The organism is Primorskyibacter sp. S187A, from assembly GCF_049800955.1.
Lineage (GTDB): Bacteria > Pseudomonadota > Alphaproteobacteria > Rhodobacterales > Rhodobacteraceae > JAKVBH01.
In genome coordinates this window covers 233,204-249,576 of sequence record NZ_JBNAGA010000003.1, presented here as the reverse complement: position 1 = coordinate 249,576, position 16,373 = coordinate 233,204, and the positions used below count along the sequence as shown (strand labels likewise).

The window sequence follows — 16,373 nt, the reverse complement described above, 5'->3', positions numbered from 1 at the left end:
TTAGATCAGCCAAATCGCCAGCCCGATGGGACGGTCCGGCGCTGCCCTGCGCTCTGCGAGCGCGCATCGGGCTGGGGTGCGTTGATCCCATGGATTGGATCCTTGCCGCTCTTGGCACGCGCGCTCCGCCCGGCATCGCCGGGCAGCCCCCGACCCTCCCCTTCAAACCGGAGGTTTGCCTGCGGCAAAACGGAGGGGGCTTGCGCCCCCACCCAGGGTCTGGGGCTACCCTCTGTTGGTGCAGCTCACCCAATCACCCCCTGAAACTCCCGCCACTCGCCTTTGCTCATACCCGAGTTCTCCTGCGTGACCTCTTCGCCGGCCAGCATGCGACGCAAGCAGTCCAAAGCGCCAGCCGACAAAGTCGCGCCGCCCATGCGGTAGTCTTCGAACGCCTTGTAGGCGAAGGGCACCCAATCCTTGACCATCTCGCAGATCGCGTCGGCGTAGACGCGGATTTCGTATTGGGCGTGGGCGTCGGCACGCAGCCGCAGGAAGTGCAGCAGGTTGTGCAGGTCCACCTTCCAGTACCATTGCGTGTAGACATTGGCGGGCAGGTTCATGCGGGCGAGCTCGCGGGCGAGGCCGTCCTGGCCGTCCTGTGAGATCATCTGTTCGTAATTGTCATAGCAGCGCATGGCGTCGTCGCTCAGGATCTTGAGCACGCGGTCGGCCTCGGCCCCCTCCAGCGCCTTGCCGCGGCCCTGATTGTTGACCACGGACTGCGCGTTGAGATGCTCGGGGGCGGGGATGTAGAATTCGCGATCGAGGATCGAGTAGCGGGCGGAATATTCGTTCACATTGGCGGTGCGGTGGCGGATCCATTGGCGGGCGACGAAGACGGGCAGTTTCACGTGCAGTTTGATCTCGCACATCTCGAAGGGCGTCGAGTGCCAGTGGCGCATGAGGTAGCGGATCAGCCCCTCGTCGTTCTGGACCGATTTCGTGCCCTTGCCGTAGGAGACGCGGGCAGCCTGACAGATGGCGGCATCGTCGCCCATATAGTCGATCACGCGGACAAACCCGTGATCGAGCACGGGGCGCGCGTGGTAGAGATGGGCCTCCATGGCAGGCACGGTGGCGCGCAATGTGCTGTGCGTCTCGGATCGCTGGGCGTCGATTTCGGCTTGCTGTTCCGGCGTGAGGCCCATGGGGCGAATCCTTTCCACTAGATGAGTCGGTGTCCCACCCTATCTTGTGTGGCGCGCTTTTTGAACCGCGAGATGCAGTATTGCGCCACGGACGCAATGGGTGAAGAAATCGTGGTAGGCCGCTTTTTTTATTGACGAATTTGAGTTGTTCACAGCAGGTGGGACAAAACAATTATTCAGGCAGATTGGGGCTGGTCATGACACGGATGCTTGCGGTGTTGCTGGCACTTGGGTTTGTTGCGGGATGCGACGGCTCAACGGGTAAAGACAATCCATTCGAGGCGGATCCCGAAGCGGAAGCGCCGGATGACACACCGACGGATCCGACCGATCCGGCGGACCCGGCCCTGCCGGTGGATCCCGATGCGCCGACCGACGCCCCGACCGTCCCGGAAGATCTGTTCATCAACACCACCAACGTGACGATTGCGCCCGATGGCAACACCATCTCGGTCACGACCAAGGGCATCGACGGCACGCCGGAATCGGTCACCTATGCGCGCAACAACACACTGAAGATCTCGACCACGGCGGATGGCGACGGGATCGACTATGTGGCCTACACCAAGCAGGAAGACGCGCTGGACCGTCTCTTCATCGCGATCGGTGGCGACAGTGCGGACGGCTCTGTCACAGCCTTTACCGTGGGCGGCGGCCCGCAGTTCAACGAGGTGCAACAGGGTGGCTTCTATCGCCAGAACGGCACGTTCACGCGCCCGGCCGTGGGCGATGGCCCCGGCGCGGGCCAGGTCAGCTATGCGGGTGATTACGCTGCGGTGACCAATATCGGCCAATTCGGTGGTCCCGCGCTCCTGCCCATTCCGCCCGGCACGGATGAAGACATTCAGCCGCTTGAAGCGGCGCGCATTGTGGGCTCGATCCTGCTCAATGCGAACTTCGTGGACAATCAGGTCAATGGGTCGGTCTATGCCCGCACGTTGCTCTTGCCCGACGGGACCGAGGAAGACCTCAATTCGCTGGCGCTCCTGATCACCGATATCAATGATGAGGGTGCCTTTCTGGGCGAAGTGGAGATCACCAATGAGGTTGGCCAGACCATCGGCAATTACGGGGGCACTTTCGGGGGCACCAATGCCTCCGCCGTGGGTGGCCTTGTCTCCATCGACCGGTATGACGAAACCCGCGAGGGTGAATTGGAAAACGGTGTCTTCGTGCTGACGCAATGCGGCCAGCCCGATGATGCACCGATCTGTGACGCGGTCGCGCCTTAAGCGCGGCCCAGGCATTCGCCGGTATCGCGCGCCTGTCGTGTCACGGATGAGCCCCCCTCTCCTTCGCCCTGTGGCCTCGCACCGTCCCAAGCGGCGCAGGGCCATTTGGGCGGCGACGCTCGGCTGCGCTCTGGGCGCAGGCGCGCTGACCGGCCATGCCGCCCCCGGAACAGCCGATGGCACCCCCCCGGCCCAACCGCAGATCGCTGCCTCTGTCGATGAGGTGCGCGTCGCAGGGCATGCCATGGCGCCGCAGCAGGCCCGCGAAGTGGCCGCACAGGCGCTGGCGCGCGGGCGCAACGATATCGCCATTGCCATTGCCGAGGCGCTCATCGCGCGCGACAGCGAGGACACATTCGGGCATTTTGTCCTGGCGCAGGCCTTCTTGCGGGCGGGTCAGGCAGACAAGGCGCGCGCGCCGGCGCGCCGGGCCTTCGCTCTGGCGCAGACACCCACGCAAAAGCATGAGGCTGCCCGTGTGGCCGCGCTGACGGCCGCCACGCAGGAGCGCTTTCTGCCTGCGCAAATCTGGATGCGCCGCGCTTTGCAAAACGCACCGACACCGGAAGCCGAAGCACGCGCCGCCAACGAATTCCGCACCGTCCGCCGCGCCTCGAAACTGCGGCTGCGCTTTGCGCTCTCGGTGTCGCCGTCCAACAATGTGAACGGCGGGGCCTCTGAGGAAGTGCATGTCGTCGAAGGTCTGCCTTTCGTGGGCATCCTCTCGCCTGATGCGCTGGCCCTCTCGGGCACAATCAGCCGTGGGCGCGTCTCGGGCGGCTATGTTTTGCACAAGACACAGACCGCCGTGACGGAAGTGGTGGGCGATGTGCAGGTCCAGCGGGTCACCCTCTCTGCTGACGCGCGCGACAAGGCCCCGATGGCCGACGCCAAGAACTACGGCTACACGATAGCAGAACTGGGCCTCGCCCACCGCAGGCTGACCGTGCAAGGCGGGCCTGTGCTCAGCTTTGGCGCGCATCTGGGCCGCGCATGGTTTGGCGGCGATCACGCCTATGACACGCAACGCGCCCAGCTGGGCCTGACCCAGAAAATCGGCGATGCCACAGAGCTGCATCTGGGCCATGGCCGCCAGATCCAGATCGATGCCGACGGGACGCGCGATGACGTCGTCAATACATCCTGGTCGCTGGCGCTCTCGCACAAGCTGGGCAATGCCGACCGCCTCTCTGCGGGCCTCTTTCTGGGGGAAACCGAGGGGGACAACGTCCAGATCGGCAAGACAACCCGGGGGCTCAGCCTCGGCTATGCACGCGCCAAACCCGTGGGCCCGCTGGAGCTCTCCGCCAGCCTGCGCGCGCAAGAGAGCCACTACCCGGACTATCACGTGATCTTCCCCGTGCCCGGCGGCCGCTGGGACACGCAGCTGAGCGCGCAGATCGACATTGGCCTGCATCAGCTCGACTACATGGGGTTCATCCCGACGCTGAGCGTCAAACGGCAGAAGACAAGCTCCAACGTGGGCCGGTTTGATACCGAGGCCACGTCGATTTCCATCGGGTTCAAGTCCCAGTTCTAAGCCTGCGTTTACCGCCGTCACAAGAGGCCATCTGCGGGACTTACCGCGCGCGCAGTGACTGCACGCGCACCACCGGACTGGACAGATTGTCGCAGCGCCTTAGCTCTCTTTGCAAACATGAAGGAGCAGCCCCAATGGCATTGACTTATCTACACACAATGGTGCGCGTCAAAGATCTCGACGCATCAATTGCGTTCTACAAGCTTCTGGGGCTCGAAGAGACGCGACGGATGGACAGCGAGGGCGGGCGGTTCACGCTGGTGTTCCTCGCCCCTCCCGGCCAGCCCGAATGCCCGGTGGAGCTGACCTATAATTGGGATGGCGACGAGGGTCTGCCATCGGACAGCCGCCATTTCGGCCATCTCGCCTACCGCGTCGATAATATCTACGAGACATGCCAGCATCTGATGGACAATGGCGTCACGATCAACCGCCCGCCGCGCGACGGGCATATGGCCTTTGTCCGCTCTCCCGACAATATCTCCATCGAGCTGTTGCAAGCAGGCGATAACCTGCCCCCGCAAGAGCCCTGGACGTCCATGGAAAACACGGGGCATTGGTAATGCGCGGGGCCCTGTTTTCGGCCGCGCTGGCCACTGCTGCCCTGGTCGCAACGGTGGCGCAGGCCAACTGCCGGGTTGCGTTGTTGCTGGCGGTGGATGTCTCTTCCTCTGTGGATGAGGGCGAGCATGATCTGCAGCGGGACGGCCTCGCCGCCGCCTTGCGGCATGCAGATGTCGCCGATGCGATCCTGCAGGGGCCCGGCGAGGTTGCGCTGGCCATTTATGAATGGTCCGGGCGGCGCCAGCAGCGCGTGGTCGTGGATTGGACCATGATGCGCGGTCTGGGGGATATCGAGGCTGTGGCCGCGACGGTGCAGGCCGCGCCGCGCTCATATTCGGAATTCCCGACGGCCATGGGCTATGCGCTTGGCTTTGGTCACACGATGATGGAGCGCGCGCCGGAGTGCCGCCGCAAGGTCATTGATCTGTCCGGCGATGGCGTCACCAATGACGGCTTCAGCCCGGCGCTGACCTACAAGCATTTCGATTTCAGTGACATCACCGTCAACGGTCTGGCCATCAAGGGCGCGGAGGCTGATGTCGTGCCGTATTTCGAGGGCGTTGTGGCGCGCGGGCCTTTGTCTTTCGTCGAAGTCGCGCAGGGTTATGAGGATTTCGAGCGCGTGATGGTGCGCAAGCTCTATCGGGAGCTCTCCGAGATGCTCGTGGGCTGGGCAGAGTAACGCCTAAGTGCTGCGCCGGGTCTTGCGTCCGGGCGTCATCTGCCTACTTTGGCAGGTATGAAACAGCTCGCAACGGCCGCCCTTTTGTGCGTTCTGCCCCAGATCGGGGGCTCTCATCCGCATATCTTTGTGGATTCGACCCTGCATTTTCGCATGGATGCACAGGATCGCGTGACCGAGGTCGAGGTGACCTGGGTCTATGACGACTTTTTCACGCTGTTGATTTTCGAGGACCTGGGGCTCGACCCGGATGGCGATGCGCAGCTGACCGAGGCGGAGATGGAAAAGCTCTGGGGCTTTGATCTCGAGAACTGGTACGAGGGCTTTGAGGGCGATCTGTACCTGACGGCGGCAGACGGCAGCAAGGTGGCTCTGGGCACGCCCGTGGCGACCCATCTCGATGTGATCGATGGCAAGATCCACGCCGCACACAAGCGCCCCGTCACCCCCGTCAGCCCCAAGGGTCTTGAGGTCTGGCAATATGATCCGACATTTTATGTCGCCTATACCGTGACGGGCGGCGTGCATTTCGAGCGTGGCTGCGCCGCGCAGGTCATTCATCCCGACCTCAACGATGCGCGCTTGGCGCAGGAGGCCGCTTTGGCCGAGATCCTGGCCGAGGATGAGCGTCTGGGCGATAGCGAAGACATCTTCCAGACCGTCGAGCTCGGCATTCACTATGCCGATCGGGTGCGTATCACATGCGATGGATTGTCCTGACGGCCGCGCTCGCGGTTCTCGCGGGCGCAGTTTGGCTTTGGGGCATGGGCGGCGCGGACAGGCTGGCCATCTGGGCCGCTGCAGGTCAGCGTGAGGCACAGCAATCGCTGGCCACTGCGCTACGCGCGCTGCGCGCCGGTGAGCCGGGTGCGCTTTGGGCGCTGTGGGGCCTGTGCTTTGCCTATGGGTTCTTTCATGCCGTTGGGCCCGGACACGGCAAGGTTTTGATTTCCGGCTATGGGCTGGGCACAGACGTTCCGCTTGTGCGGCTCTCGGCCCTGGCGCTCGCCTCCTCGCTGGCGCAGGCGGCCAGCGCGGTGATGCTGGTCTATGCCGGCGTCTGGGCCTTTGAGATGACGCGCACGCAATTGGTGGACGTCACGGAGGATTGGCTGGCGCCTGCGTCTTACGCCGCCATTGGCGCGGTTGGTCTCTGGCTCGTCTGGCGCGGCCAACGTCGGCTGCGGCAAGCCCTGCGCGCCCAGCACCATCACAACCACGACCACGACCATGACCACGATCATTCTCATGACGGCACCTGCAGCAGCTGCGGCCACGCCCATGGCCCAAGCCTGACAGAAGCCCAAAACACCCGCAGCCTGCGCGATGCTGTCATGTTGATTGGCGCCATCGCCCTGCGCCCCTGCACCGGGGCGATTTTCGTGCTGATCCTGACATGGCGCATGGGATTGGTCGCGGAAGGGATCGCGGCAGCCTTTGCCATGGGGCTGGGCACCGCCAGCGTCAGCATCGCCGCGGCGCTGGCCGCCATCACCCTGCGCGAGGGCACCACGCGCCGCCTCGCGGATCACCTGTCGGGCACGCGCGCGCTGCAAGCCCTTTCGGCGCTCGAGGCGCTGGTCGGTCTGACCATTGCCGCCGTCGCCCTGACCCTGCTCAGCCGCGCCCTGTGAGGCGATAGCGCTTTTCGAATCCTGCCATGGCCGCTAAGGCCGCTCCATGCATAGCCAGACCTCCACTCACCATCTCAAGGATGTCATGCGCATCGGCATGCCGCTGATCGGCGGGCATCTGGGGCAGTTTGCTATCGGTCTGACCGATACGATCATGATGGGCCGCTACAGCATCGAGGGGCTGGCCGCGCTTGTGTTGGCCTCCTCGTTCTTCTTTGTGTTCTTTCTGGTGGGCTCGGGCTTTGCCTGGGCGGTTGTACCGCTGGTTGCCGCGGCCAATGACGATGCGCAAACCATCCGCCGCGTGACCCGCATGGCGCTGTGGCTCTCGGCCCTGTTCGGGCTTTTGTGCCTGCCGCTCTTTTGGTGGTCCGCACCCCTTCTGGAGGCGATCGGTCAGGCGCCTCAAGTGGCGCAGGACGCGCAGACCTACCTGCGCATTACCGGGCCTGCGATCCTGCCTGCCCTGGGCGTCATGGTCCTCAAGAGCTATCTCGCAGCCCTCGAGCGCACCTCGGTTGTTTTCTGGATCACGAGCCTCGCCGTGATCGTCAATGCGCTGGTGAACTACGCGCTGATCTTCGGGATGTGGGGCGCGCCGGAACTGGGCATCGCCGGAGCGGCCTGGGCCAGCGTCTCGGTGCAACTGGTCAGCCTGCTGGGCGTCATTCTCTATGCGCGCCTCGTGCTGCCAGAACATGACCTCTTCCGCCGGCTCTGGCGCCCTGATTTCGACGTGATGGGCAAGGTGGTGCGGCTCGGCGTGCCCATCGGGCTTACCAGTCTTTCCGAGGTCAGCCTGTTTGCCGCAAGCGCGGTCCTGATGGGATGGCTCGGGACCATTCCTCTCGCCGCCCACGGGATCGCGCTGCAATGCGCCACGGCGACCTTCATGGTCCACCTTGGCCTGTCCAACGCCGCCACCATCCGCGCAGGCCAGGCCTTCGGGCGGGGCGACCGGACGCATTTGCGTCTGGGGGCGAGAGTTGCCATCGCCGCCTCCATCGGCATCGCGCTTGTGACAGTCGTGCTGTTTGTGGCCTTCCCCGAACCGCTGATCTCGCTCTTTCTCAAACCCGATGAGCCAAACCGGGCCGAGGTCATCGCCATCGGCACCGTGTTGTTGATCATGGCCGCCCTGTTTCAATTGGCCGACGGCGCACAGGTCATGGCGCTTGGCCTGTTGCGCGGCATGCAGGATACGACAATCCCGATGTTCATGGCCGCGTTCAGCTATTGGCCCATTGGCCTGGGCTCGGCCTTGCTCTTTGGATTTGTCCTGGATTTTGGCGCGGTCGGGGTCTGGGCCGGGCTTGTCACCGGGCTCAGCTGTGCGGCGCTCATGATGATGACGCGCTTTTGGCGTCGGGCCTGAGAGGGCTCACGTTGCCATTCGTCCCAGAATAGAGCGCGGGCCCGCAGGGGCCGCACCGTGGGATCAGGTCTCGCTTGGGATCAAGTCTCGCGTGGGATCAGCTCTTGTCGTCGAGGAGGCGATCCGCCTTCTTGCGCACCAGCACCGAGCGCAGATCATGCATCGCCAGAAGCAGCGCGTCCGTGACCTCTTCGAGCTGTTCGGGCGAGGCCTTGGATTGCGCCCATTGTGTCGTGATATTCAGATAATCCACGGCGCGGTGGATATCGTCGATATCGCGCCAGGCAAGCAATTCGCTGCGCTCGCGCATCCAGGCGCTGATTTCGGCCAGATCCTCCTCTGACAGCACCCGGTCGCCCTGCGGTTTGACCTCGCCATTGCGCATATTGATATGCGCAATGGGGTCCATCTCGATCCGGCGCTGGCGATTTTCGGTATCGACGCGAAAGCAGAGCGCCCCATTCTCGCGGATGCGAAAGTAGTATTTCGGCAGTTCGCTCGCCATGCCCTCACCCGGTTATTTCAAGCCCGCACAGAACCTCTGGATGCGGGTGCAGGCCTCCGTCAGGGCCTCTTCCGAGGTAGCGTAGCTGATGCGAAAGGCTGGCGAAAGCCCGAAGGCCGCCCCGAAGACCACCGCAACGCCTTCTTCCTCCAGAAGCGCCGCTGCAAAATCCTCGTCTGTTTCGATCTGCGTTCCGCCCGGTGAGGTCTTGCCCATCAACTCCTTGATCGAGGGGTAGACGTAAAACGCCCCTTCCGGCACCGGACAGCTGACCCCGTTGATCTGGTTGAGCATGGAAACGACAAGATCGCGCCGCGCTTCAAAGAGGGCGGCGTTGGTCTTGAGAAAATCCTGCGGCCCATCCAGCGCCTCGACAGCTGCATATTGCGAGATGGCGCAGGGGTTGGAGGTGGATTGGCTCTGCACCTTGCGCATCGCATCAATCAGCATTTTTGGCCCGCCGGCATAGCCGATCCGCCAGCCGGTCATGGCATAGGCCTTTGAGACGCCATTGACGGTCAGCGTGCGCTCATAGAGCTGCGGCTCGACCTCTGCGGGCGTGCAGAAGGTAAAATCGTCATAGACAAGGTGCTCATACATATCATCGGTCAGCACCCAGACATGGGGGTGACGCAAGAGCACATCGGTGAGCGCTTTCAGCTCATCCCAGCTGTATCCGGCACCGGTGGGGTTGGACGGAGAGTTGAAAAGCATCCACTTCGTGCGCGGTGTAATCGCCGCCTCCAGCGCCTCTGGCGTCAGTTTGAACGCGGTCTCGATCCCGGCCTCCACGACCACAGGCGTGCCGCCACACAGCGCCACCATATCGGGATAGGAGGTCCAGTAAGGGGCCGGAATGATCACTTCATCGCCGGGATTGAGCGTAGCCTTGAAGGCATTGAAGAGCACCTGCTTGCCGCCGGAGCCCACCGTGATTTGCGCGCGCGCGTAGGTGAGCCCGTTGTCGCGGGCGAACTTGCGCACGATGGCGTCCTTGAGTTCCGGGATCCCGTCAGGTGCGGTGTATTTCACGCGCCCATCTTCTATTGCGGCGCGCCCTTCGGCCCGGATATGTTCGGGCGTATTGAAATCCGGCTCGCCTGCGCCGAGCGAAATGATGTCACGGCCCTGTGCCTTCAGCTCCGCCGCTTTCGTCGTCACGGCAATGGTCAGCGAGGGTTGCACGCGGGCAAGAGCGTCGGAAAGAAAGGGCATGGCGTCGGGCCTGTGGGTTTGTTGCGTCTGTTATCTCCTTTAAGATGCACGAAAGGATCAATCAATGCAGGCGCCGCACAACGCGACTGTGCAACTGTGCGACTGCGAAAGGAGCATGTTCATGCAAGCCCAGGACTGGTACGGCCCCGACACTGCAACATTTGGCGACCGGCTCGCCGCTGCGCGCGATGCTGCGCGCATGAGCCAGGGCGATCTGGCCAAGCGGCTCGGGATCCGCGTCACCACCTTGCGCGGCTGGGAAGAAGACAGATCTGAGCCTCGCGCCAATCATCTGTCGATGATGGCCGGGATTTTGAATGTCTCGCTGATGTGGCTGATCAATGGCGAAGGCGACGGATTGGACGCGCCCCATGACGAAGAGCCCGAGATGTCGCCCGATGTCGCATCGCTGCTGTTGGAAATTCGCGATATGCGCACGGAAATGCGCGCCGGAGCCGACAGGTTGGGCCGCCTCGAAAAACGCCTCCGTCTGGCCTTGAAGGAGCAAGCCTGAATGAGCGACGAACCCCGACAGACCCGCCTCAGACGCATCAAGATGCGCTCCATGCGGCGCGGCATCAAGGAAATGGATCTGATCCTGATGCGATATGCCGACGCGCGCCTGGATGATCTGTCGGAGGCAGAGCTTGATATCTATGAGGCGCTTTTGTCGGAAAATGATCAGGATCTGTACCAATGGGTCTCTGCGCAAGCGACACCGCCCGCGCCGCTTGAGGCCCTCATCGCAGACATCCGCGCCGTGGCGTTGGCCGGCCCCATAAAGTGATCTGCATTTAGCGAACTATTCATTTTTATACGTCACAAAGGCTCTCGAACAAACAGGCGGAGCCAAACATGTCAATGCACACCCCTTTGCCCGGTGCGTCACAGGACGCTTTCATGGGCAGCTATCTGGAAGCACTGGCACTGGTTGAGCGGTTGCATCGGTTGCTGCTCGACGTGATCAAGGATGAATTCGAGCGTGTGGGTGTGCTCGAAATCAATGCAGTGCAGGCACTTCTTCTTTTCAACATCGGCGACAATGAGGTCACGGCAGGCGAGCTCAAAACCCGCGGGTATTACCAGGGGTCGAATGTGAGCTACAATCTCAAGAAGCTGGTCGAGATGGGCTATATGCACCACCAGCGCTGCGAGATTGACCGCCGCTCCGTCCGCGTCCGGCTGACCGAGCAGGGCCGCGAGATCCGCGATGTCGTTCGCGATCTGTTTTCCCGGCATGCGGAAGGTTTGCAGGAAAAAGGCGTGATGGGTCCCGACGGGATCAATGAGATCACCCATATGCTGCGCCGGGTCGAACGCTATTGGGCAGATCAAATCCGCTACATCTACTGACCCGCGCGCACATACGCCCTGTGTTGCGCCTCGGGGCGCAACGCAAATGCTCAGAAAACCCTAAAGGATCCGTGCCACCTCCCCTCGCGTCGCAGCATCTGAACCCGGACCCTCTTTCCGGAACAGATCATCGACACAAGATATCCTCCCCGCCTTCGCGAGATGCGCAGGGATTACTCACGGCCCGGCCGTGACAGAAAGGTGCCAACGCGGGGGCTGTTGGCACCTTTTTGCTGTGTCATTCCGTCGTCATCGCATCCGACCCGGGCGCAAAGCGACCGATCTGAGCATGGCCCGGACGCACCGTCTGAATGCGCCCGGACAAGGAGCCCTGCCGCAACACACCAGACGCTCGTGCGACCGTTTCTGCTGCATGGGGTTCAAGCAACCCCGGGCGTTTGGTCAGTTCTTGCGTTGATCCGGATGCAGGGACTTGCCCAAAATATGATCGGACTGGTGCAGCACATGGCTGGCGCCTGTCACGATCAGCGGATCATGGGGACCGGCAATCTCGAAATCCTTGTCCGGATAATCCAGCGACGACAGGAAGTGCCGCATGCAATTGATCCGGGCCCGCTTCTTGTCATCTGACTTCACGACCGTCCAAGGCGCATCGGCGGTATCCGTGTAGAAGAACATCGCTTCCTTGGCCTCGGTATAATCATCCCACTTTGACAGTGACGCCTTGTCGATGGGCGAAAGCTTCCAACGCTTCAGCGGATCCGTCTCGCGGGACTTGAAGCGCCGCGCTTGCTCCGATTGCGTGACCGAGAACCAATACTTGTAGAGCCGGATGCCCGAGCGCGTCAGCATACGTTCAAAATCAGGCGTCTGACGCATGAATTCGAGATATTCCGTCGGCTCACAAAAGCCCATCACCCGCTCAACGCCTGCGCGATTGTACCAGCTGCGATCATAGAGAACCATTTCGCCAGCCGTGGGCAAATGCGTCACATAGCGTTGGAAGTACCACTGCCCGCGCTCCTCATCGGTGGGCTTGTTGAGCGCCACGACCCGCGCCGCGCGCGGGTTGAGATGTTCGGTAAAGCGCTTGATCGTCCCCCCTTTGCCCGCCGCATCGCGTCCTTCAAACAGCAGGACAAACTTCTGGCCCGTTTCCTGCGCCCAAAGTTGCACCTTCAGCAATTCCGCCTGAAGTTGCGCCTTGGTTGTTTCATATTCAGACGTGCCCATTTTCTGCGCATAGGGGTATTCGCCCGCGTCAAACGCCTCTTGCAACGGGCTGACCTTGGCCGGTTTGGCCGGTTTCGCAGAAGTTTTTTGAGGGGCTTTCGGGACGGGGCTGGCTTTGGCTACAGTTGCGGTTGTCATGGGGTCCTCCAAGATTGGCGTTGCCCCATGGTCGCACAGACCAACACAGCCCGCTTTGACACGCGTCAAAAACCCGCGTACCGCCTGCATCTTTTCGGTCGCCTGGCCCGCGCTCTACTGCTGGAGCGTCTCGAGATAGAACATGAGCGCGGCCAGCCTGCGCGGCACGGGGCTTGGTTGATCAGACCCCACATCAACCGGCACGCTCTCACCGCCCAACAGATCCCCGAATTCCGGCATGGCCGTATTCTCCGATTGCACGCGGGTATAGCCATCCAGCGTCGAGAGAACCTTGGCGCGCGGGAAGCTATTGTCGTGGCGCACCGAGATCAGGGTCAGATTGCGCGGCGCCGGGTTCAGCCCGCGCGCCAGCGGGCCATCTCCCGCCCCCGTCTCGCCGTGGCACGCTGCGCAATACTCCCGATAGAGCGCCTGCCCTTCCGTCGCGTCCGGCATCGCCGTCATCGTATCCGCTGGCTGGCTCAGAAAGGGCCCGCCGTCAGGCGTACAGCCAGTTGCGGCAATGACAGCCGCCAGGGAGAGGACAATTCTGCGCATGACATGACCCTTCATCGGTAGATGGCACAACCATGGCGCACTCACTCGGGCTTGCCAAGCAACTCCCATGTGCTTGCGCGCGATTGCGCGCGTCGTAGAGTGGGGCAAGCTTGAGGAGAGACCCATGCCAGCACTTGCGTTAACCATGCTCATCGCCGGGATCGGCATTCCCATCCTCGCGGCCTTGAATGCCGCGCTTGGGGTTCGGCTGGGCGCGCCCGTGGCGGCGGCCAGCGTTTTGTTCGCCGTGGCGTTTCTCAGCAGTCTGGTCGTTTTGATCCTTATGGGGCCCACCGGGCTCAGCAAAGTCGCCGAGGCGCCCAAGCATCTGTTTCTGGCGGGCGTTCTGATTGCGTTTTACGTGCTCTCGATCACCTTCATCGCGCCCAAGATCGGCGTGGGCAATGCTGTCTTTTTCGTGCTGTTGGGCCAGCTGATCTCAGCGGCAGCGATTGATCACTTCGGCCTTTTCGGCGCCGTGCCCACACCGCTGGGTGCGATGCGGGCCGGTGGCATTGCGGTCATGGCCTTTGGTGTTTGGCTCACGCAGATGGCTTGACCTTCTGCAAGCTTAGGCATGGGCCATGAAGAGCGGCCGGTCGGCGAGCTCCAGCATGTGCCGCGTGGCGCCGCCGATAATGGCTTCGCGGAAGCGCGAATGGCCGTAGGCCCCCATGACGATCATGTCCGCGTTACTGTCGCTCGCGTGGCGCAAGATCATGTCCGAGACGCGCGGCAAGGATTTTGCCTGCACATCGATCTCCACCTTGACCTTGTGGCGCGCCAGGAATTCCGACAGCGCCCCGCCGGGATCAGAGCGATCGCGGCCATGGGTCGGCGGGTCCACGATCAGGACTTTGACGAGATCCGCCTGCACCAGATAGGGCAGCGCGGCGCGCGCCGCGGCAAAGGCTTCGGGGCTGTTGTTCCACGCAAGCGTAATGCGCGAGAGCTTGGGCGCAGCGGCCCCGTCCGGCAGAACCAGCACACGCCCCATGCCGCCAAAGAGCGCGCCTTCGAGCACGTTTTCCAGCTCCTCGCCCTTTTCCGGCCCGTAGGGCTGCGGCAAAACGACCAGATCGGAAAAGAGCGCATTGCGCGCGATGATACGGCCCACATCCGCCAATTGGCACGCGGCATTGTCCACCGACCAGCGCAGCGCGGGTTGGCCCGTGAGCTCTGCACGCACGGCCTCACCTGCGGATTTCGAGCCGGTTTGCGCGCGTGTCAGCGCTTCCTGAACCACAAGCGCGGTTGCGCCAGCGTAGTAATATCCAACCTGCGTCCGGTCGACGCCAAGTGCGAGCACATCAAGATGCGCGCCGTATTGCCCCGCCAGGGTCGCCGCCGCAATCAGATGCTCCTTGGCCTGTTCGGCTTCGGTCAGCGCGGTGAAGACTGTTTTGGGTGTCATGATGATATCCCTTCGCTCGTTTCGTAGGGATTCTAACACCATGCCGCGATGCAGCGCCTTGATACGGCTCAAATGCTGCGGTCGCAAATATTGACTTGGATCAATGCATCTTTTGGGTGTGCTTGGCAAAAACGCCCTGTCACTACCCCCCTGCGCGAACATGAATGCCTTTGTCAGGGGACAGACGAAGGGAACGAAAATGACCAACTATATCAAGCTTATCGTGCTTGGCATCGTGGCGCTCTTTGCCGCCATTGCAGCCAATTTTGCACGTGACTTGGCATATCAGGTCCACATGATTCTCATCATGCTGGTCTCGGCTGGTCTCTTTGTGTGGACATTGCGCCGCACGGATGAGCCGGCATATGCCAATCCCCATCCTCAGGATGAATATTTCGACGGCGTTGTGCGCGCCGGCGTGATTGCGACGGCCTTCTGGGGCGTTGTCGGGTTCCTCGCGGGAACCTTTATCGCGTTTCAGCTGGCCTTCCCGGCGCTCAATTTCGATTGGGCCGAGGGCTATGCCAACTTCGGGCGCCTGCGCCCCCTGCATACGTCAGCCGTGATTTTTGCCTTTGGTGGCAACGCGTTGATCGCCTCCTCTTTCTACATCGTCCAGCGGACCTCCGCTGCGCGGCTCTGGGGCGGCAATCTGGGCTGGTTTGTCTTCTGGGGCTACAACTTCTTCATTGTCCTCGCGGCGACGGGCTATCTGCTCGGCCAGACGCAGGGTAAGGAATATGCCGAACCGGAATGGTATATCGACATCTGGCTGACAATCGTCTGGCTGGGTTTCCTGGCCTCGTTCCTCGGCACGATCATCAAGCGCAAGGAGCCCCACATCTACGTGGCCAACTGGTTCCTGCTGTCGTTCATCGTGACGGTGGCGATGCTGCATGTGTTCAACAACCTCTCCATCCCGGTCTCGATCTTCGGGTCCAAATCCGTGCAGGTCTTCTCGGGCGTGCAGGATGCGATGGTGCAATGGTGGTATGGCCACAACGCGGTGGGCTTCTTCCTCACGGCGGGCTTCCTGGGCATGATGTACTACTTCGTGCCCAAGCAGGCCGAACGCCCGGTCTTCAGCTACAAGCTGTCGATCATCCACTTCTGGGCGCTGATCTTCCTCTATATCTGGGCCGGCCCCCACCACCTGCACTATACAGCGCTGCCTGACTGGGCCTCGACGCTGGGCATGGTCTTCTCGGTGATCCTGTGGATGCCCTCCTGGGGTGGCATGATCAACGGTCTGATGACGCTCTCTGGCGCCTGGGACAAGCTGCGCACCGATCCGGTCATCCGGATGATGGTGATCTCGCTTGGCTTCTACGGCATGAGCACATTTGAGGGCCCGATGATGTCGATCCGTGCGGTCAACTCGTTGTCGCATTACACGGACTGGACCATCGGTCACGTGCATTCCGGCGCGCTTGGCTGGAACGGCATGATCACCTTTGGCGCGCTCTACTACCTTGTGCCCAAGCTCTGGGATCGCGAGCGGCTCTACTCGCTCACGCTTGTCAGCTGGCACTTCTGGCTCGCCACCATCGGCATCATTCTCTACGCGGCCTCGATGTGGGTCACGGGGATCATGGAAGGCCTGATGTGGCGTGAAGTGGATGCAAACGGCTTCCTGGTGAACAGCTTTGCTGACACCGTCGGTGCCAAATTCCCGATGTACGTGGTCCGCGCTCTCGGTGGGGTCCTGTTCCTCGCTGGTGCGCTCATCATGTGCTACAACCTCTGGATGACTGTTCGTCGTAGCCCTGCCAAAGAGGCAGCCTCCGACAACGTCGTCGCAGCAGAATAAGGAGGGCT

General features: G+C 62.2%; 18 protein-coding genes. 12 read left to right on the top strand and 6 right to left on the bottom strand.

Translation table 11 applies throughout. The features are described 5' to 3' along the window. Positions 1-245: 245 nt before the first annotated feature. A complete protein-coding gene (gene thyX, locus ACP15S_RS18560) occupies positions 246-1,151 on the bottom strand; it encodes an FAD-dependent thymidylate synthase (RefSeq protein WP_425041166.1) in 906 nt (301 codons plus the stop codon). Positions 1,152-1,348: 197 nt separating this feature from the next. On the opposite strand from thyX, the gene ACP15S_RS18555 reads away from it, so the two are divergent. From ACP15S_RS18555 to ACP15S_RS18525, 7 genes are all read left to right on the top strand, one after another. Then, positions 1,349-2,383, top strand: a complete 1,035-nt coding sequence (locus ACP15S_RS18555; RefSeq protein ID WP_425041165.1) for a hypothetical protein — start codon at positions 1,349-1,351, stop codon at positions 2,381-2,383. 46 nt (positions 2,384-2,429) lie between these two features. Next, a complete protein-coding gene (locus ACP15S_RS18550; RefSeq protein WP_425041164.1) occupies positions 2,430-3,923 on the top strand; it encodes a hypothetical protein in 1,494 nt (497 codons plus the stop codon). Positions 3,924-4,057: 134 nt separating this feature from the next. Continuing rightward, positions 4,058-4,486 carry a VOC family protein gene (locus ACP15S_RS18545; protein ID WP_425041163.1) on the top strand — a complete coding sequence of 143 codons (429 nt, stop codon included), beginning with the start codon at positions 4,058-4,060 and terminating at the stop codon, positions 4,484-4,486. Further along, a complete protein-coding gene (locus ACP15S_RS18540) occupies positions 4,486-5,169 on the top strand; it encodes a DUF1194 domain-containing protein (protein WP_425041162.1) in 684 nt (227 codons plus the stop codon). The genes ACP15S_RS18545 and ACP15S_RS18540 overlap by 1 nt, the downstream gene beginning before the upstream one ends. Before the next feature lie 57 nt (positions 5,170-5,226). Further along, positions 5,227-5,889, top strand: a complete 663-nt coding sequence (locus ACP15S_RS18535; protein ID WP_425041161.1) for a DUF1007 family protein — start codon at positions 5,227-5,229, stop codon at positions 5,887-5,889. Beyond that, a complete protein-coding gene (locus ACP15S_RS18530) occupies positions 5,871-6,803 on the top strand; it encodes a nickel/cobalt transporter (RefSeq protein WP_425041160.1) in 933 nt (310 codons plus the stop codon). Before ACP15S_RS18535 ends, ACP15S_RS18530 begins: the two co-directional genes overlap by 19 nt. A 46-nt stretch (positions 6,804-6,849) precedes the next feature. Beyond that, positions 6,850-8,178, top strand: coding sequence for an MATE family efflux transporter (locus tag ACP15S_RS18525; RefSeq protein ID WP_425041159.1), 1,329 nt, complete (start codon positions 6,850-6,852; stop codon positions 8,176-8,178). A gap of 97 nt (positions 8,179-8,275) precedes the next feature. Here the strand turns inward: ACP15S_RS18525 and ACP15S_RS18520 are convergent, their stop codons facing one another. Together ACP15S_RS18520 and ACP15S_RS18515 are read right to left on the bottom strand one after the other, a co-directional pair. Then, positions 8,276-8,683: a hypothetical protein gene (locus ACP15S_RS18520; RefSeq protein ID WP_425041158.1), complete on the bottom strand. Its 408-nt coding sequence runs from the start codon at positions 8,681-8,683 to the stop codon at positions 8,276-8,278. A 12-nt stretch (positions 8,684-8,695) separates the two neighbouring features. Beyond that, positions 8,696-9,898: a pyridoxal phosphate-dependent aminotransferase gene (locus ACP15S_RS18515; protein ID WP_425041157.1), complete on the bottom strand. Its 1,203-nt coding sequence runs from the start codon at positions 9,896-9,898 to the stop codon at positions 8,696-8,698. Between the two features lie 121 nt (positions 9,899-10,019). On the opposite strand from ACP15S_RS18515, the gene ACP15S_RS18510 reads away from it, so the two are divergent. The 3 genes from ACP15S_RS18510 to ACP15S_RS18500 all read left to right on the top strand — a co-directional run bounded on the left by ACP15S_RS18510 (position 10,020) and on the right by ACP15S_RS18500 (position 11,251). Beyond that, positions 10,020-10,412, top strand: coding sequence for a helix-turn-helix domain-containing protein (locus ACP15S_RS18510; protein ID WP_425041156.1), 393 nt, complete (start codon positions 10,020-10,022; stop codon positions 10,410-10,412). Continuing rightward, positions 10,413-10,685 carry a succinate dehydrogenase assembly factor 2 gene (locus ACP15S_RS18505; protein ID WP_425041155.1) on the top strand — a complete coding sequence of 91 codons (273 nt, stop codon included), beginning with the start codon at positions 10,413-10,415 and terminating at the stop codon, positions 10,683-10,685. Between the two features lie 68 nt (positions 10,686-10,753). Further along, the gene (locus ACP15S_RS18500; RefSeq protein WP_425041154.1) at positions 10,754-11,251 is read left to right on the top strand and encodes a MarR family winged helix-turn-helix transcriptional regulator; all 498 of its coding nucleotides are present in this window, start codon (positions 10,754-10,756) and stop codon (positions 11,249-11,251) included. A gap of 402 nt (positions 11,252-11,653) precedes the next feature. Here the strand turns inward: ACP15S_RS18500 and ppk2 are convergent, their stop codons facing one another. Further along, a complete protein-coding gene (ppk2, locus tag ACP15S_RS18495) occupies positions 11,654-12,583 on the bottom strand; it encodes a polyphosphate kinase 2 (protein WP_425041153.1) in 930 nt (309 codons plus the stop codon). 114 nt (positions 12,584-12,697) lie between these two features. Beyond that, positions 12,698-13,141: a c-type cytochrome gene (locus ACP15S_RS18490; RefSeq protein ID WP_425041152.1), complete on the bottom strand. Its 444-nt coding sequence runs from the start codon at positions 13,139-13,141 to the stop codon at positions 12,698-12,700. Positions 13,142-13,265: 124 nt separating this feature from the next. On the opposite strand from ACP15S_RS18490, the gene ACP15S_RS18485 reads away from it, so the two are divergent. Beyond that, a complete protein-coding gene (locus tag ACP15S_RS18485) occupies positions 13,266-13,700 on the top strand; it encodes a DMT family transporter (RefSeq protein WP_425041151.1) in 435 nt (144 codons plus the stop codon). A 12-nt stretch (positions 13,701-13,712) separates the two neighbouring features. On the opposite strand, the gene ACP15S_RS18480 is transcribed toward ACP15S_RS18485, so the two are convergent. Beyond that, a complete protein-coding gene (locus ACP15S_RS18480; RefSeq protein ID WP_425041150.1) occupies positions 13,713-14,555 on the bottom strand; it encodes a universal stress protein in 843 nt (280 codons plus the stop codon). A gap of 199 nt (positions 14,556-14,754) precedes the next feature. On the opposite strand from ACP15S_RS18480, the gene ccoN reads away from it, so the two are divergent. After that, a complete protein-coding gene (gene ccoN / locus ACP15S_RS18475; protein ID WP_425041149.1) occupies positions 14,755-16,365 on the top strand; it encodes a cytochrome-c oxidase, cbb3-type subunit I in 1,611 nt (536 codons plus the stop codon). Positions 16,366-16,373 lie beyond the last annotated feature (8 nt).

Coding starts and splice junctions, on each gene's coding strand:
- thyX (WP_425041166.1), bottom strand. CDS start 1,151: ATGGGCCTCACGCCGGAACAGCAAGCCGAAATCGACGCCCAGCGATCC.
- ACP15S_RS18555 (WP_425041165.1), top strand. CDS start 1,349: ATGACACGGATGCTTGCGGTGTTGCTGGCACTTGGGTTTGTTGCGGGA.
- ACP15S_RS18550 (WP_425041164.1), top strand. CDS start 2,430: ATGAGCCCCCCTCTCCTTCGCCCTGTGGCCTCGCACCGTCCCAAGCGG.
- ACP15S_RS18545 (WP_425041163.1), top strand. CDS start 4,058: ATGGCATTGACTTATCTACACACAATGGTGCGCGTCAAAGATCTCGAC.
- ACP15S_RS18540 (WP_425041162.1), top strand. CDS start 4,486: ATGCGCGGGGCCCTGTTTTCGGCCGCGCTGGCCACTGCTGCCCTGGTC.
- ACP15S_RS18535 (WP_425041161.1), top strand. CDS start 5,227: ATGAAACAGCTCGCAACGGCCGCCCTTTTGTGCGTTCTGCCCCAGATC.
- ACP15S_RS18530 (WP_425041160.1), top strand. CDS start 5,871: ATGCGATGGATTGTCCTGACGGCCGCGCTCGCGGTTCTCGCGGGCGCA.
- ACP15S_RS18525 (WP_425041159.1), top strand. CDS start 6,850: ATGCATAGCCAGACCTCCACTCACCATCTCAAGGATGTCATGCGCATC.
- ACP15S_RS18520 (WP_425041158.1), bottom strand. CDS start 8,683: ATGGCGAGCGAACTGCCGAAATACTACTTTCGCATCCGCGAGAATGGG.
- ACP15S_RS18515 (WP_425041157.1), bottom strand. CDS start 9,898: ATGCCCTTTCTTTCCGACGCTCTTGCCCGCGTGCAACCCTCGCTGACC.
- ACP15S_RS18510 (WP_425041156.1), top strand. CDS start 10,020: ATGCAAGCCCAGGACTGGTACGGCCCCGACACTGCAACATTTGGCGAC.
- ACP15S_RS18505 (WP_425041155.1), top strand. CDS start 10,413: ATGAGCGACGAACCCCGACAGACCCGCCTCAGACGCATCAAGATGCGC.
- ACP15S_RS18500 (WP_425041154.1), top strand. CDS start 10,754: ATGTCAATGCACACCCCTTTGCCCGGTGCGTCACAGGACGCTTTCATG.
- ppk2 (WP_425041153.1), bottom strand. CDS start 12,583: ATGACAACCGCAACTGTAGCCAAAGCCAGCCCCGTCCCGAAAGCCCCT.
- ACP15S_RS18490 (WP_425041152.1), bottom strand. CDS start 13,141: ATGCGCAGAATTGTCCTCTCCCTGGCGGCTGTCATTGCCGCAACTGGC.
- ACP15S_RS18485 (WP_425041151.1), top strand. CDS start 13,266: ATGCCAGCACTTGCGTTAACCATGCTCATCGCCGGGATCGGCATTCCC.
- ACP15S_RS18480 (WP_425041150.1), bottom strand. CDS start 14,555: ATGACACCCAAAACAGTCTTCACCGCGCTGACCGAAGCCGAACAGGCC.
- ccoN (WP_425041149.1), top strand. CDS start 14,755: ATGACCAACTATATCAAGCTTATCGTGCTTGGCATCGTGGCGCTCTTT.